Raw genomic sequence first — 13972 nt, 5'->3', positions numbered from 1 at the left:
AAAAGCGATGAAGCTTGCTTATAGCTTACTCGAAGTTAAGTCGGTCAATGATGAAGAGTGGAAGCTTGAGGGTATTGCAACAACGCCAACGCCTGACCGTGTTGATGATGTTGTTGAGCCAAAAGGAGCGCAGTTCACATTGCCAGTTCCATTTTTATGGCAGCACGATAAGCGACAACCAATTGGCAAAGTCACTGAAGCTCAAGTTACTGACGAAGGTATTAAGGTTGTCATCCAGTTAGTAAAACCAGAAGAAGTTGAATCAGACGAACTGAAAAAGCGTCTGCAAGAAGCTTGGGACAGCATTAAAACGGGCCTAGTTCGTGGGCTTTCAATTGGTTTTCGTGGGCTTGAAGTGGCTGATATTCAAGGTACTTGGGGATATAAGTTCATCAAATGGGATTGGTATGAATTATCCGCTGTCACGATTCCTGCGAATCAGGAAGCAACAATCACTGGCATTAAGACACTCTGCCATCCCGATCAGCCAAATAAACAGAATATTGAGCAGCAAGCAAAGTCTTTGCCGTGCAAACCACCTCAATCAACCAATTCAACAGCTCCAGTACCAAAAGTGGGCGGAGTAAAGCTGTTTGAAACACCAAAATTTAAATCTACTGGAGTGAAACTCGTATGACTTTGCAAGAACATATTGATGCAATTAAAGCAACGATCAGTGATCGTATGAAGAAAATGTCAGACATCATGACAAAAGCCGCTAACGATAATGGTTCAACACCTGAAGGTGCTGATGAAGAAACCATCAAAGGTTATGAAGCTGAAATCAAAAACTTAGAAGCAAACCTTGCTCGATTGGAAAAAATTCAAAAATCTCAAGTTGACTTACCTGGTACGACAGTTCCAGTTGAAGGCGGTACTTCTGAAAAAGGCTTAAATTCGACTCAAGGCAAACCTCCAATTGTTGAAACAAAAAGTAATTTGCCACCAGGTATTGGCTTTGCAATTGCTATTAAGGCACAAGCAGTTGCAGCACTAAGTAAAGGTGCTGTAACAGCAACGCAAGTGCTCGATTCATGGCGTGCTCCAGAGATTGTAAAAAATGCAGTGACTCAAAAAGCTTTAGTTGGCACAACATCTGAAGCTACATTTGGAGCATCATTGGTTGATTTCCAGGTGCTTTCTGGTGAGTTTATCGAATTACTACGCGGTAAAACTGCTGTCGATAAATTAGCTTCAAAAATGCGTCAGGTCCCTTTTAATGTCAAAGTTCCTTCTCAAACTGGAGCATCAACTGTTGGTTGGGTAGGGGAAGCAAAAACTAAACCTGTGACTAATCCAACTTTTGGTAGTGTGACTTTAACTAAATCTAAAGTCGCAGGGATTGTTATGCTTTCTGAAGAGTTGGTGCGCTTTTCAAATCCAAAAGCGGATGGGCTTGTCTTGGATGATTTACTTAAATCAACGGCAGCATTTATTGATGGTCAATTCTTTGATCCAGCGAAAGCTGAATCTACGGATAGCCCAGCATCCATTTTAAATGGTGTTGAAGCAATTCCGAGTACTGGTGAAACTGGCGTTGCAATTGAAACGGATCTTGCTGCTGTTATTAAACAGGCAACTGATGCTGGCCTAACATTGGAAGGTGCAACATGGGTAATGTCAGAAACTCGCGCTGCAAAATTAAGTGTGCTCCGTGATGCCTTGGGTAAGAAGTACTTTGAGGGTATGAATATCAATGGTGCCAAAGAGTTGCTGACTCTGCCTGTAGAAATTTCAGCTGCATGTGCTGATAAGATCGTATTGGTTATTCCATCTCAAATTCTTCTGGCTGATGACGGTGCGGTTGATTTTGCAATTAGTTCTGAAGCATCCATTAATACGGGTACTGATGCAGCACCGAATTGGGTGAGTTTGTATCAAAGTGATTTGATTGCGATTCGTGGTGAGCGATTTATTCGTTGGAAGCCTCGTGGTGTTGCAGCGGGTTATGTCCAGTTTACTTAATTAATTTATGCAAAAGCCCCTAATTTTTAGGGGCTTTTTTATTGAGTAGAGAAAATGCCAAAAGTTAAATTTTTGAAAGATCTTTGCTCTGGTCGAGCTGGATCTGTGCAAGACCTTCAGGATTATGAAGCTAATGTGCTCATTCAATTGGGTGCAGCAGAAATTTTTGATGAAAAAGCTGCGGCAAAAAAAGCAGAAAATGATCGTTTAGCAGTTGAAAAAGCTGAAGCAGATCGTCTGGCAGCTGAAAAAGAATATGAGCAGATCCCGCCTAATATTTTATTAAATTTAAATGGGCGACCAGTAGTTGATGAATTTAGAGACATGGTGCAAGAGCCAGAATTGCTTTTAGTTCCTGAGAATCCAGTCAAGAAAGGCTCTAAAGCATCTAAATAAGGGGTGAAATCAATGGGTTTTTTTAGCAATGTATTTCGCAAAAAATCCTTGTCACCCGTCAATGGTGGTGGCGGATGGCGAATTCTAGAACCATTCATGGGAGCATGGCAGCGAAATATTGAGCTAAGCCAAGAAGATCAACTTTCATTTCATGCTGTTTTCGCATGTATTTCAATCATTTCGAAAGATATTGGCAAGTTGCCGTTGGAGTTACGTAAAAAAGAGAATGGTGTTTGGGTAAAGGCTAGCGATAAAAGTCTACCTTTTTTTGATAAGCCTAATCATTTTCAAACTATGCAGCAATTTCTTGAGTATTACATTATTTCAAAAGAAACACGTGGTAATACCTATGTTCTAAAGCTTCGGAGTTTTCAAGGTGATGTAGAGCAGTTGATTGTGCTTAACCCGGACAATGTTAAACCTCTTGTCAGTGATGAGGGTGATGTTTTTTATCGTATAGGAATAGATAAGCTTGCAAATCAGCAAGAATCTATCATTTTGCCTGCTTCTGAAATTATTCATGACCGTTGGAATTGCTTATATCACCCACTTGTTGGAATTAGCCCACTTGTAGCTTGCGGATTAAGTTCAGCTCAAGGTGTGGCCATTCAGAAATATGGTGCCAAGTTCTTCAATAATAATGGTCGTCCTAGTGGAATTTTGACCATGCCTGGCAAGATTCTTGAGGAAGATGCCAAAAAGATTAAAGACGCGTGGGAAAGTAACTATTCAGGTGAAAATATTGGTAAGACTGCGGTCCTTGGTGGCGATGTTAACTACATCGCAATGGCCATGCCAGCAGCGGATGCGCAAATGATTGAGCAACATAAATGGGCTGCCGAAGTTTGTTGTTCAGTATTCAATGTTCCGCCATGGAAAGTAGGTATTGGCAGTATCCCTCAAGGCCAAAAAGTTGAGGATATGGAGCGGATCTATCTGAACAGTTGCTTACAAAGCCCAATTGAGGCCATTGAAAATTGTTTTGATGAAGCATTTGATCTGAAGTCTCAAGGTTATGAGGTTTTCCTAGATCTTTCGACACTGCTTCGCATGGATAGCATTTCTCTTATGAATTATTACGTTGCAGGTGTAAAAGGTGCATTAGTCACACCTAATGAAGGACGAACAGCATTAAATCTGCCACCAGTTACAGGTGGTGATGCTCTATATATGCAACAACAAAATTATTCACTTGAAGCTATTTCAAAGCGTGATGCGAAAGAAAATCCGTTTGAATCAAGTGCGGGAAAGTCTAAAGGAGATGATGATGGCGCTGACAACAGCTGACGTGGCACGTCATCTTCGCTATGACGATGATGACATTGTTGCCCAAGACTTGCAGTCAATTTTAGATAGTGCGGAACAGGCCGTGAAAGACCATATTTTGAATAAATTCGATGCTGAAAATAAGATTCATCAGCGAGCAATTTTGATGATGTGTGGTTACTTTGATGATAACCGTGGAGTTGGTAAAGATACCGTTTCTAATGACGGTTTTTTACCACAGCCAGTCAAAGACTTACTTTCTCGATATTACGTTCCATTGGTTATGTGAGGTGATTTGATGTTGACGGCAAGTGAAGCATTACGGCTTGGTACGGCAAATCTTGATTTGGATCGAATGCTTAAAATTGCAGAGGCTAAGGTCAAAGAAGCGATTAAGGAAAAAAAGGATTCCTGCTGCATTCTTTTTCCTAAGCATATTTATTCAAATGTAGATTTAAGAAACTTTAAAAATAAAGCTTCAGAATTAGGTTATCGCTGGTTTGATACAAGTGATGATCAAGGAAATAGCTATTGTATTGAAATGCAGTGGTAATCGTTATGACCTGTTCAAGTTGTGAGGAAAGACGTGAGTGGATTAGAAAACAAACCAAGCGGGCAGAGCTGCGAATGCGAAAATTGTTGCAGCAGCTTAGTCTCTCAACTTCTAGAGACAATCAGCAATCAAAGCCAACAAATGACAGCATTGATCAGCAGCCACGCTGAGCAAAATGTTCTTTTGGCAAAAATTATTGATCAAAACAATGATTTGATTTCCGAAATATTACAGGATGATGATCCAGACGCTCAGTCTTCGTCTCAGTATTTGGATGGTGATTAAAATGTCTCTAGCAAGTGAATTACGGCATCGAGTCGCCATCCAAATTTTAGGCCCTGATCGTGACTCAGATAATTATCCAATACCTGCTGAGTGGGTTGATTATAAAAAGTTGTGGGCTAAGGTTACACATTTATCTGGTAAGGATTTGATAGCTGCCCAAGCGAATCAGTCCAAAGTTGTTGCACGTTTAAAAATTCGTTATCGCGAAGACATTAATACAGAAATGTCAGTGATCTACAAAGGCAAGCGTTACGCTATTGATAGTCAAGCGCTTGAGGATGTAGACAGCGGAAATGAATACATCACATTTTTACTTTCAGAGGGCATTCAGCGCTCTTAAGGCGGGTGAAATGTCAGAAGAATTTAAAATTGAGGGAATGGATCAAGCCATTTCTAGACTTAGAAGGCTTGCGAATCCTAAAAAAGTCCAATCGATTGTACGTAAAGCATCACGTCAGGGCATGAACATTGTTCGGAATGCCGCAAGACAAAATGCTAAGGCTATAGATGATCCTCAAACAGCTGAACAAATTTGGAAAAATATTGCAGTTTCTGCAGGGAAATCACGCAATCCAAATGAGCTTGTAATGCGGGTTGGTGTTCGTGGTGGTGCATCTTTCTCAAGCAGGGTTTCACCCAAATTAAGTGGTGGGGATACAAGACACTGGCGGTTTATTGAATTTCCAACAAAGGGTTCAATGGGGGTGCCATTTATGCGAACAGCGTTTAACAGTAATACACAAAATGTGACAAATAAGTTCGCCGAAGTATTCAACGCAGAATTAGACAAGGAGCTGGCTTTATGACTGTAGAAATTCCACGTGCGCTAAAAGCTGATCCTGAAGTATTCGCATTACTTGGTGATCGAATTTATCCGTCTTCAGCTCCCCTAAAAGTTGAAGTTCCATATTTAGTTTTTCAAGGATTTGGATCTGATCCTGGGAGTACTTTAGATTGTGGTGCCGTAAACGAAAATAACGCATTTCAGTTTGTGGTGTGGCATACAGATATTAAAGCAGCTGAAGCTATTCGTTTGAAAGCAAGTAAAGTTTTAGAAGCAGCAACTTTCTTTTACACAGGTAAGCATCCTGATTTGGAAGATGCTGAAAGTAAATTGTTTGGCCGTGGTTGGGATATGAACTGGTGGTCTGAACGTTAATTAAAATTTTTAAATAGCACCTTTCAGGGTGCTTTTTTTATGCCTAAGATTTGAGGAGAAGTAACTCATGGCAGCACAAAAAAAAGGTGTTTTAGCGAATGGTACTGCTGTATGGATTGTCCATGGTACTGTGCCTACATTAACAAAGATGAGTTGTATTAAAGCATTGGTTTTGGGTGACGACAGTGCAACTGAAATTATTACAACATGCCTAGAAGAAACAAGTACTGCGACCTCTGACTATGGACTTGTTACTCCTGGCGAAGGTTCAGTACAAATCGATACTGACCCTAAAAACCAATCGCATATGACAGTGTTGCAACTTGCAGCCAATAAAGAACGGGTTGAAGTATATGTAGGTTGGTCAGATGGTATTGCGGAGCCAACATTAACAGGCAGTGATGTTGAACTTCCTGAAACTCGTACATGGTCTAGCTTTGAAGCTATTTTGCGTAAAGGTTCCCCAGTCTTTGCTGTAGATGCCATGGTGAATCACACCATTCCAATGAAACGCCAATCAGAAGTGATTGATCAGTTTAAGGTGACTCCATAATGGCAAAGCTTACCTTAAATGCTGCAAAGGCTGCTGTTGGGACTGGTGCTTTCGCCGAAAAGACAATTACATTTCGTGATTCGAAAGGGGCTGAATTTGAAGGTGAAATTCTTGTAAAGCGCTTGTCGCATGATGAAACAATTACTGCTGTTGATGCATGGGATTTGGAAGATCGGAAGACAGCTACGATTGATCAAATTACCAAGGCCATTATTTTTAAAGCAATTTATAGTTCGGCAGATGAGCCGTTTTTCCCAACGGTTCAAAGCACAGGTGAAGTTTCATCTGAAATTGTGGATGTGATGTATCGCGTAGCCGATGAGGTTAATGATTTTTCGGGAAAGGAGTGGATCTGGAAGAAGAAGAGTTCTGGTGCGAACTTGTCCTCAACGGAATTGGTGGAAGGACCATTGAAAAAGCCAAAAAAACGATCACGCCGCGAGAGTTTGCAATCTGGAGAGCGTACAGAGAAAAAAGAGGATCACTCTTCATAGGGCGAAGGGTTGAGCAGGGCTTCGGTAATTTAATGGCTCATCACACAATGTTCAAAGTGAAAGATCCTGAATCAGTCTCTGCTCTGACCTATATGCCACATGAAGATGCTCCAGTGACAACTTTTGAAGAAGAACGTTTGAAAGCGATAAAAAAGAAACCCGTCTAGGCGGGTTTTTATTAAGTAAACTTAAATTTTACGCAAAAAATTAACTAAACTTAGATTTTTGTTGTATATTAGCGAAAACCTCGAATGAAATTGACAAGACGCGCAATCCAAGCTACTTTAAAAAGGCACTAGCAAAATCTAGTGTTTGGATTGGACTCCAATTTTGTCAACAGGTCAATATGACCGCTTTCGCGGTTTTTTATTGCCTATAGCTTTCTGCACTCTGCTGAAAGCACCTGCTATGGTGGGTTAGGTAGGAGCACTTCGGTGCGCCAGACCCTGTTGACTGGTAAGTCCAATCCTACTTAATCCGCCACCCAAATTGCTTGGACTCAGTTTTGGTGGTGAACGTTCCTATATCAACAGGAGTATTCGCCATGAGTACACAGATTTCTGCATCTAAAAATCAAGTTATTCGTTTTAAAAATAAGCCTGTAATTACTACTGCGCAGCTTGCAGGGTTTTATGGTGTTTCTCAAAAAAATATTTTAGATAATTTTCGTTATAACGCTGACCGATTTGTAGAAGGGAAACACTTTTTTAAACTTCAAGGCGAGGCGCTAAAGGAGTTTAAGAACATCCCCGAAAATTTCGGGAATGTTTCAAAGAATGCAGCAAGGATCATTTTATGGACAGAACGTGGTGCAGCGCGTCATGCCAAAATGCTGGATACAGACCATGCTTGGGATGTGTTTGAGCGTTTAGAAGATTGTTACTTTAACCAAGAACAAAAAGTAATAGTAAAAAATGAAGTTAAGCCCTATGCTCCAACTGGCAATGATTTGTACCTGCCTAAAACAGAAGGGCGTTACTTTGTAGAAAATCAAAAGGACGGCACTTTGGTGGTGCGTCGGGCAGATCAGTACACCTTGATTCGCAGAGCACACTTGGATGTTGTAAAGAAAGACTGTAAAACCATTATTCAAGAACTGGAGCTATTTTCTAAATCTTTAGAAAAGTTAGAGAGTTCTTTAGAGCTAGATGTTGAGCTGATGCCGATATTAGGGAAACTGAATTGGCGGGGTGTTTAGAAGATAAATTAAGCCATCTGAAAAGGTGGCTTTTTTTTATATGCTAAATTAGTATTTCCCTTAAAAGTATAATTTAAGGGGGTTTTATGAACTTTGTAGCTTTGGATGTAGAAACAGCGAATGCTGATCCTAGATCAATATGTCAAATTGGCGTTGCTGTATTTAAAGATGGTGAATTGGTAGAAACTTGGGATTCATTGATTAATCCTAAATCACACTTTGATTTTATGAATATTTCCATACATGGTATTGATGAAAGTCATGTAATGAATGCGCCTACTATTCAACAGGTTAAATCAAAATTAGATCAGCTTATTGGAAATAGTGTGGTAGGTATTTATTCAGGATTTGATAAGGTTGCGTTAGAAAGAAATTTTAATGAAATAGATTACCGATGGTTGGACATTACAAGAGTGGTGCGTCGAACTTGGGAGCAAGTAGCTTATAGTGGTTATGGGCTTGCGAACGTATGTCAATTAAATGACATAAGAATTGATAAACATCACGATGCTTTAGCAGATGCAATTGCAGCAGGTAGGGTTTTAGTTTCTGCATTAAATGCGAAAGGACTAAAAATTGATGACTGTGATTCGTTGATTAAAAAGAAGATATCAACATTAATTGCACGTGGCGGTATGGCTGAAGGGCTTAATCCTACAAACGTAGTGATTGAGGGGGGAAATCCTGAAGGTGATTGGTTTGGTGATGTTTTATGTTTTACTGGAGAACTAAGAATGCCACGTGTAGAAGCTAGTATTATGGCTTCTCAATTAGGATTTGATGTAGGAAAAGGCGTCACTAAAAAGACGAATTATTTGGTTAAGGGTCAGCAAGACTTGTTTAAATTAAATGGTAAAACCATTAGTTCAAAAGAAGATAAAGCGTTATCGCTTATCAAAAAAGGGCAAGATATTGTTGTTATTTCTGAAGATGATTTTTTTTATATGATTAATGGTGGATGATTATGAGTAAGTCATTATCATCTATTAATAAAATTTTCCTTGGTTTAATCTTTATATCAGTTATTGCTGCTTGCACCAGAGAATCAACAGGTACTCATGGGGTTTCTGAAAAAGAAAATACGTGTATAAATTTGGCTAAATTTGCAAATAATGTAATGAAAAAGCATCAAGATAATATTTTGATGGCTGATGTATTTAAGGAAATTGATGCCATGGCTGATGTTTCAGGGGAATCTAAGACAGTATTGAAAGAGATTGCAGTTGAGGCATATAGGCAAGGTGTTTTTACAGATGAATCTTTCAGAGAAAGGCAGCTTGTGGAATTTTCAAATGATGTACACATTAAATGCTTAGATGCGATGAAGTAAAAGACTACATTATAAGTGCCTCGTGAAAGCGGGGTTTTTTTATGCCTAGAGGTTTTATATGAGTGCCAAGCTTGGAACATTAACACTGGATCTAGTCACCCGAATTGGTAACTTTGTAGGGCCAATTAAAGAAAGTGAAAAACAGGTCAAAACTAGTTTTTCGAGTATGCAAAAGGACGTGCTTGCGTATGGGGCTGTAGCAGTATCGGGTGCGACAGCAGCTGGGGCAGCAGTATTTGCAATGGCAAAAAACTATGCAGATGCAGCGCAGGAGCTAAAAACATTTGCGGCGATTTCTAATGCGACAACGCAAGAATTTCAGGCAATGTCTGCTGGGGCTCAATCGGTAGATATTAATCCAGATAAATTGGCAGACCAATTAAAAGACTTTAATGAAAAGCTTGGTGAGTTCATTACTATTGGTTCGGGTGGTGCTGTCGACTTTTTTGAACAAATTGCTGTTCAAACGGAAGGTAGTGCTGAGGGTGCACGGAAACTTGCACTTGAGATGCAGAACTTATCAGGCCCACAAGCACTGCAGCTTTATGTCGATAAGCTTGAGGAGGCAGGCGTTTCCCAACAGCAAATGTCTTTCTATCTGGAATCCATGGCTTCAGATACCACTAACTTGATTCCATTACTTAAAAATGGTGGGGAAGGGTTTAAGTTCTGGGCAGATGCCGCAGAACGTTATGGCTTAATCATGGATGATTCTGCGATCCAAAAAGCGGCAGAGTTTAAGGTTCAGTTGAAGCTTTTAGATATGCAGGTTCAAGGGGCTAAAAATCAGTTCATCCAAGGCTTAATGCCCTCACTTGTTTCAATTGGCGATGCCATGACGGATGCAACCAAGGAAACGAACTTGATGGCAGAGGCAGGGGAAGATTTAGGTGGTGTATTTAAAGGTGTGGCTGCTACAGGCATGGGCATTTATGCAGTTATTAAGATGCTCTCCAATGCAATTGCAGGTCTTTCTTTCGATGCACTTAATGCTAAAAAAAATGTGGATTTAGCTGCTGAGGGTGGCACTTGGGCAGATAAATTACCTGGTCTTAGGCTCGCAAAAACCTTAATCACTGGCGCAACAGTAGCAAGAGCTCCAAATAGTGGTATCTCTATGGCGGCAGCGGACAATGCTAAAGTTATAGATGATATAGGCACTTCAATTACAACTTTATTCACCAATACTGTGAATGAAGCCACAGCTGCAATGGCGAAAAACCAAAGTGGCCAAGCTGGTGTAATTAAAGGTTCAGATGAGTGGATTAAAAAACAAAACCAAGCTGCTAATGCAACAAATGCTGCAACTGATGCCCTGAAAAAACAGCAGGAGCAGGCGCGTGCTTCTATTTCGTATGATTATCTAGATGATTTTGCTAAGTTTGCTGAAGACTATAAACGTCAAGTAACTGAAATTGAGGTTGCCAACTTTGGCCCTTTGCAGGCAAGTTATGTTGCTAAAGCTAAAGCTCGCTATGAATATGAAGAGGAGATGTATCTTCGTCAGATTACTGAGGAAATTAATACCTTTAAGTGGTCTGAAGAGGAAAAGCTAAAATATGCGTTTGAAACACAGCGCATTATGATTAGTGAATCGGGCAAATATAATAACGAACTTAAAGAGTTAAAGCTGAAAGCACTAGATGAACAACATGCGATTGAGTTAAGAAAAACTCAGTGGCATGCGCTTGAAATGCGTCAAACCTTAGAAGATTCAATCACAGGTCTTTCTGGTGGCGCTGATGATATTTTTGCGAAATCTACGATGACTCCGCAAGAATATTCTCAGTGGAGTCTGGAAAGTGATCGTTCAAAGGCTCAAGTAGCTCTGAAGAAGGATCGTGTGAATGTTGAGCGAGACATCATGACAAATGGTGCTTTCTCGACAGATGATGAACGTTATGACGCTTTGCTGAAAGCACATCAAGAATACCGTGATGGGTTGTACGCAATTGATCTTCAGTATGATCAAAGTGTTAAAGATTTGGCTCAAAACCAATTTGAATCTCAAATGGGTATTTGGCAGGATTTACTGACAAGAACGGGTACGATCTTTAGCCAAGTTGCTGAAATGGTGAAAAACACAGCGGGTGAATCTAGTGCAGCTTATAAAGCAATGTTCTTGGTGAATCAGGGTATTTCCATTGCTCAAGCACTGATTAATACAGAAGTTGCTGCAACTAAAGCAATGGCTGAAGGTGGGTTTATCGCTGGTATTCCCATGTCTACAGCTATTCGTGCACTAGGGTATGCTTCAGTAGGTTTAATCGCAGGTCAAACGATTGCAGGTATGGCCCATGATGGTATTGATAACATTCCAAAAGAAGGTACATGGTTGTTAGATGGTGGTGAGCGTGTTTTGAATCCACAGCAAAACAAAGATTTGACTAACTATTTAGCAAGTCAGCCGCAGCAAAGCTCTTCATCTGGTCCACAAGGGCTTACCATTATCAATCAAATTGAACAGGATGATTTGGTTGGTAAGTATATGCAGGGTCCAGCTGGTCGTCAGATTGTCCTTAATCAAATTAAAGCAAACCCGTCAGAGTTTAAGCGTGCATTGGGAGTGTAAATGAAAATCCAAACTACACTTTTTGGTGAATTGGTTTTACTGGACCAGTGCACGCTTGTGGGGTCGTCTGAAAGTCTAGGTTTCCAAACTTACGTCAATAGTTCACACAATGGCACTGAGAAACGAAAAGCTTTACGAGAAACTGCATCTCAAGTTTTGAATATTGATTATGTGGTGGCACGTCAGGCTGTGGCGCAGAACTTCAATGTGTTGTGGGGTGGTTTACGTAAACTGTGGGCCATTCCTGTTGATGTAGAGTGGCAGCGTATTGGTAGCGTGGATGGTGATTTTATTGAATGTGAAACTTCAATTTATGATTACCGAAACGATTCCTTAGCATTGCTTAAGCATAAGGACGGTCTAGCTGTCGTTGAAATCAAAGAGGTGCTAGCCAATGGTCTAAAACTCTATGAACCGATCACCTCGCAGAGCTTCACAATACGCCCACTTCGAGTGGGCTTTATTTTGGGTGATGTATCGGCACCCATCAATGCAGTTTACGTCCAACCGAGCCTTCAGTTTCAGGTGATGGATGCACCGTATCTTCAAGCACCAGTACCCGCACAGTTTCTTGGACATGACATTTACTTCAAGCGTTTATTGCTGGAAGGTAATGCGTTAAATGTCACCGTACTTCAGCACCAGACTGTGGTGGATTTTGGTTTAGGGCCGATTGATCAGCATAGCAACTGGCTACATGCCCGTTATGGCAAACCGATGCGATCAGTCATGAAAGGTCAGCAAGCCTTGTTTGAGTATCGACAGTTTCTATTTCGCAGACTGGGGCAATATCGCGCATTTTGGTTGCCAACATTTGAGCGCAATTTTTATGTCAAAAGTACAGGTGTGATTTCAACTGTGATTGACGTTGAGTTGAACCAGTACCAGGAATATGCCTCGAATCGAAAGCATATCGCCATTCAAGACAAGTCAGGCAATTGGACTGCACATAGCATTTCAAATGCAGTGCAAACCAGTAACACACTGAGACTCACCATTACACCGGCACTCAATAAAGCTGCTGTGAATATTCGAATGATTAGCTATTTAGGTCTTCATCGGCTCAATAACGATTCAGTGGATATTCAATATAAAGGTGCTGGCATCACTGAGTCTTCAGTCGCCATTTTGGAAATTGAGCCATGATGAAATTTTTTACTCGATTGCTCGGTAATGGGCAATCAACCATTGCCAAGCGGGAGCTTTATCTCTTCCAAACAGGCAATGTACAGCGAGCATATACCAATGGAGATGCCTTTATAGAGCATGCAGGTGTGGTGTATGAGCCGCACGTGATTAAACGTGGTTCGCACAAGTCTGGACGAGATTTAGAGAAGCAAACCATGGAAATAGAGTTTTCATTGCTTTCGGTATTCGCCCAGAACCTTTCCCGTTCTGAACTTGAAGAAATAACCACAGTTCAAATGTTCAGTTATGAGGGTGTTGAATTTAGACAGTTTTGGTCAGGTCGCTTGACCAAAGTCAAACCGCATGATGAAGGCATTAAACTTCAATTTGAAACGGAATACACCAAGGTGGGGCGTAATGCGGTGACTCGAAAGATTCAAGCCACATGCCCTTATCGATTGTTTGATCAAGATTGTCGATTGGCCAAGGCAAATTATGCGGTGAAGACCACCATCAAAAGCGTGGATAAGTTGAACATGGAACTACGCGGCCTAGAAGCCTATGCAGACAATTATTTTCTAATTGGCATGATTGAAGATCCAAGCGGGGTGTTGATTACCATTGATACCAGTAAGGGCAATCAGCTTGTTTTAAAGCGTCGCTTTGATTCGTTTAGCAACATTGCACTGAGCGATGCTGAATACACGGCATTGATGGATGACATTGCCTTAAAAACTCAAGCATTGGCAGATGCTCAAGCTGCATTGATGCTTAAACAAACGGCTTATGAACAGGCGCTTGAGGCATTGAATAATGCAGCCCCTGAAGATCCGAATTATCAGGACTTGGTGGATGCGCTTGCACTGGCTGAAACCGAAAAAAATGCAGCAGCTGATGCAATCCCGATTGCTGAGGCTGAACTTCGCGCCGCTGAAGAGGCGGTGCCTTATGTGATGCTTTATCCTGGGTGCTTAAAAACACCGGATGCATGTAAGGCCTATGCCAATCTGCCAAATTATGGCGGTTTTCCTTTTGTTCCGGGTGATAACCCATTAGTCAGACAGGTGGTGTGA

The 13972-nt window shown here is 40.9% G+C and carries 19 protein-coding genes; all 19 read left to right on the top strand.

Annotated features, from left to right (window positions below):
* The first annotated feature begins 7 nt into the window (after positions 1-7).
* The 19 genes from ACFN7Z_RS13695 to ACFN7Z_RS13605 all read left to right on the top strand — a co-directional run bounded on the left by ACFN7Z_RS13695 (position 8) and on the right by ACFN7Z_RS13605 (position 13972).
* Positions 8-637 (top strand): HK97 family phage prohead protease, encoded by a 630-nt coding sequence (locus ACFN7Z_RS13695; protein WP_094148310.1) that lies wholly within the window; start codon positions 8-10, stop codon positions 635-637.
* Positions 634-1965 carry a phage major capsid protein gene (locus ACFN7Z_RS13690; RefSeq protein WP_395442047.1) on the top strand — a complete coding sequence of 444 codons (1332 nt, stop codon included), beginning with the start codon at positions 634-636 and terminating at the stop codon, positions 1963-1965. Before ACFN7Z_RS13695 ends, ACFN7Z_RS13690 begins: the two co-directional genes overlap by 4 nt.
* A gap of 54 nt (positions 1966-2019) precedes the next feature.
* Positions 2020-2361, top strand: coding sequence for a hypothetical protein (locus tag ACFN7Z_RS13685; protein ID WP_395442045.1), 342 nt, complete (start codon positions 2020-2022; stop codon positions 2359-2361).
* Between the two features lie 12 nt (positions 2362-2373).
* The gene (locus ACFN7Z_RS13680; RefSeq protein WP_395442043.1) at positions 2374-3648 is read left to right on the top strand and encodes a phage portal protein; all 1275 of its coding nucleotides are present in this window, start codon (positions 2374-2376) and stop codon (positions 3646-3648) included.
* Positions 3629-3916, top strand: a complete 288-nt coding sequence (locus ACFN7Z_RS13675) for a head-tail connector protein (RefSeq protein WP_395442042.1) — start codon at positions 3629-3631, stop codon at positions 3914-3916. Before ACFN7Z_RS13680 ends, ACFN7Z_RS13675 begins: the two co-directional genes overlap by 20 nt.
* Positions 3917-3925: 9 nt before the next feature.
* Positions 3926-4180 (top strand): hypothetical protein, encoded by a 255-nt coding sequence (locus ACFN7Z_RS13670; protein ID WP_126038085.1) that lies wholly within the window; start codon positions 3926-3928, stop codon positions 4178-4180.
* 33 nt (positions 4181-4213) lie between these two features.
* Entirely contained in the window at positions 4214-4465 is a 252-nt protein-coding gene (locus tag ACFN7Z_RS13665; protein ID WP_395442039.1) for a hypothetical protein, read from the top strand.
* Between the two features lies 1 nt (position 4466).
* The gene (locus ACFN7Z_RS13660) at positions 4467-4805 is read left to right on the top strand and encodes a phage head closure protein (protein WP_395442037.1); all 339 of its coding nucleotides are present in this window, start codon (positions 4467-4469) and stop codon (positions 4803-4805) included.
* A 10-nt stretch (positions 4806-4815) separates the two neighbouring features.
* Positions 4816-5271, top strand: a complete 456-nt coding sequence (locus ACFN7Z_RS13655; RefSeq protein WP_125274996.1) for an HK97-gp10 family putative phage morphogenesis protein — start codon at positions 4816-4818, stop codon at positions 5269-5271.
* Positions 5268-5624, top strand: a complete 357-nt coding sequence (locus ACFN7Z_RS13650) for a DUF3168 domain-containing protein (RefSeq protein WP_395442035.1) — start codon at positions 5268-5270, stop codon at positions 5622-5624. The genes ACFN7Z_RS13655 and ACFN7Z_RS13650 overlap by 4 nt, the downstream gene beginning before the upstream one ends.
* Positions 5625-5691: 67 nt before the next feature.
* Positions 5692-6177, top strand: a complete 486-nt coding sequence (locus tag ACFN7Z_RS13645) for a phage tail tube protein (RefSeq protein WP_395442034.1) — start codon at positions 5692-5694, stop codon at positions 6175-6177.
* Positions 6177-6671: a hypothetical protein gene (locus ACFN7Z_RS13640; RefSeq protein ID WP_395442032.1), complete on the top strand. Its 495-nt coding sequence runs from the start codon at positions 6177-6179 to the stop codon at positions 6669-6671. The genes ACFN7Z_RS13645 and ACFN7Z_RS13640 overlap by 1 nt, the downstream gene beginning before the upstream one ends.
* A gap of 32 nt (positions 6672-6703) precedes the next feature.
* On the top strand, positions 6704-6838 hold the full coding sequence (locus ACFN7Z_RS13635; RefSeq protein ID WP_395442030.1) for a hypothetical protein: 135 nt from the start codon (positions 6704-6706) through the stop codon (positions 6836-6838).
* Between the two features lie 341 nt (positions 6839-7179).
* Complete coding sequence (locus ACFN7Z_RS13630) at positions 7180-7869, top strand: ORF6N domain-containing protein (protein ID WP_395442028.1); 690 nt, start codon at positions 7180-7182, stop codon at positions 7867-7869.
* Positions 7870-7955: 86 nt separating this feature from the next.
* Positions 7956-8831 carry an exonuclease domain-containing protein gene (locus tag ACFN7Z_RS13625; RefSeq protein ID WP_395442026.1) on the top strand — a complete coding sequence of 292 codons (876 nt, stop codon included), beginning with the start codon at positions 7956-7958 and terminating at the stop codon, positions 8829-8831.
* A gap of 2 nt (positions 8832-8833) precedes the next feature.
* A complete protein-coding gene (locus ACFN7Z_RS13620; RefSeq protein ID WP_395442025.1) occupies positions 8834-9199 on the top strand; it encodes a hypothetical protein in 366 nt (121 codons plus the stop codon).
* Positions 9200-9257: 58 nt separating this feature from the next.
* Positions 9258-11771, top strand: a complete 2514-nt coding sequence (locus tag ACFN7Z_RS13615; protein ID WP_395442023.1) for a hypothetical protein — start codon at positions 9258-9260, stop codon at positions 11769-11771.
* The gene (locus ACFN7Z_RS13610) at positions 11772-12917 is read left to right on the top strand and encodes a hypothetical protein (protein ID WP_395442021.1); all 1146 of its coding nucleotides are present in this window, start codon (positions 11772-11774) and stop codon (positions 12915-12917) included.
* Positions 12914-13972, top strand: coding sequence for a phage BR0599 family protein (locus tag ACFN7Z_RS13605; protein WP_395442019.1), 1059 nt, complete (start codon positions 12914-12916; stop codon positions 13970-13972). The genes ACFN7Z_RS13610 and ACFN7Z_RS13605 overlap by 4 nt, the downstream gene beginning before the upstream one ends.

Origin of the sequence: Acinetobacter sp. P1332 (assembly GCF_044057475.1) — a bacterium.
Taxonomy (GTDB): Bacteria; Pseudomonadota; Gammaproteobacteria; order Pseudomonadales; family Moraxellaceae; genus Acinetobacter; species Acinetobacter johnsonii.
The sequence above is the reverse complement of the archived record's forward strand: the minus strand, read 5'-3'. Positions and strand labels throughout refer to the sequence as shown.

Bases quoted from the DNA above. Each gene is read 5' to 3' on its own strand.
- ACFN7Z_RS13610 (WP_395442021.1), top strand. From the start codon at position 11,772: ATGAAAATCCAAACTACACTTTTTGGTGAATTGGTTTTACTGGACCAG.
- ACFN7Z_RS13680 (WP_395442043.1), top strand. From the start codon at position 2,374: ATGGGTTTTTTTAGCAATGTATTTCGCAAAAAATCCTTGTCACCCGTC.
- ACFN7Z_RS13675 (WP_395442042.1), top strand. From the start codon at position 3,629: ATGGCGCTGACAACAGCTGACGTGGCACGTCATCTTCGCTATGACGAT.
- ACFN7Z_RS13615 (WP_395442023.1), top strand. From the start codon at position 9,258: ATGAGTGCCAAGCTTGGAACATTAACACTGGATCTAGTCACCCGAATT.
- ACFN7Z_RS13625 (WP_395442026.1), top strand. From the start codon at position 7,956: ATGAACTTTGTAGCTTTGGATGTAGAAACAGCGAATGCTGATCCTAGA.
- ACFN7Z_RS13640 (WP_395442032.1), top strand. From the start codon at position 6,177: ATGGCAAAGCTTACCTTAAATGCTGCAAAGGCTGCTGTTGGGACTGGT.
- ACFN7Z_RS13635 (WP_395442030.1), top strand. From the start codon at position 6,704: ATGGCTCATCACACAATGTTCAAAGTGAAAGATCCTGAATCAGTCTCT.
- ACFN7Z_RS13695 (WP_094148310.1), top strand. From the start codon at position 8: ATGAAGCTTGCTTATAGCTTACTCGAAGTTAAGTCGGTCAATGATGAA.
- ACFN7Z_RS13650 (WP_395442035.1), top strand. From the start codon at position 5,268: ATGACTGTAGAAATTCCACGTGCGCTAAAAGCTGATCCTGAAGTATTC.
- ACFN7Z_RS13685 (WP_395442045.1), top strand. From the start codon at position 2,020: ATGCCAAAAGTTAAATTTTTGAAAGATCTTTGCTCTGGTCGAGCTGGA.
- ACFN7Z_RS13670 (WP_126038085.1), top strand. From the start codon at position 3,926: ATGTTGACGGCAAGTGAAGCATTACGGCTTGGTACGGCAAATCTTGAT.
- ACFN7Z_RS13655 (WP_125274996.1), top strand. From the start codon at position 4,816: ATGTCAGAAGAATTTAAAATTGAGGGAATGGATCAAGCCATTTCTAGA.
- ACFN7Z_RS13605 (WP_395442019.1), top strand. From the start codon at position 12,914: ATGATGAAATTTTTTACTCGATTGCTCGGTAATGGGCAATCAACCATT.
- ACFN7Z_RS13690 (WP_395442047.1), top strand. From the start codon at position 634: ATGACTTTGCAAGAACATATTGATGCAATTAAAGCAACGATCAGTGAT.
- ACFN7Z_RS13645 (WP_395442034.1), top strand. From the start codon at position 5,692: ATGGCAGCACAAAAAAAAGGTGTTTTAGCGAATGGTACTGCTGTATGG.
- ACFN7Z_RS13660 (WP_395442037.1), top strand. From the start codon at position 4,467: ATGTCTCTAGCAAGTGAATTACGGCATCGAGTCGCCATCCAAATTTTA.
- ACFN7Z_RS13620 (WP_395442025.1), top strand. From the start codon at position 8,834: ATGAGTAAGTCATTATCATCTATTAATAAAATTTTCCTTGGTTTAATC.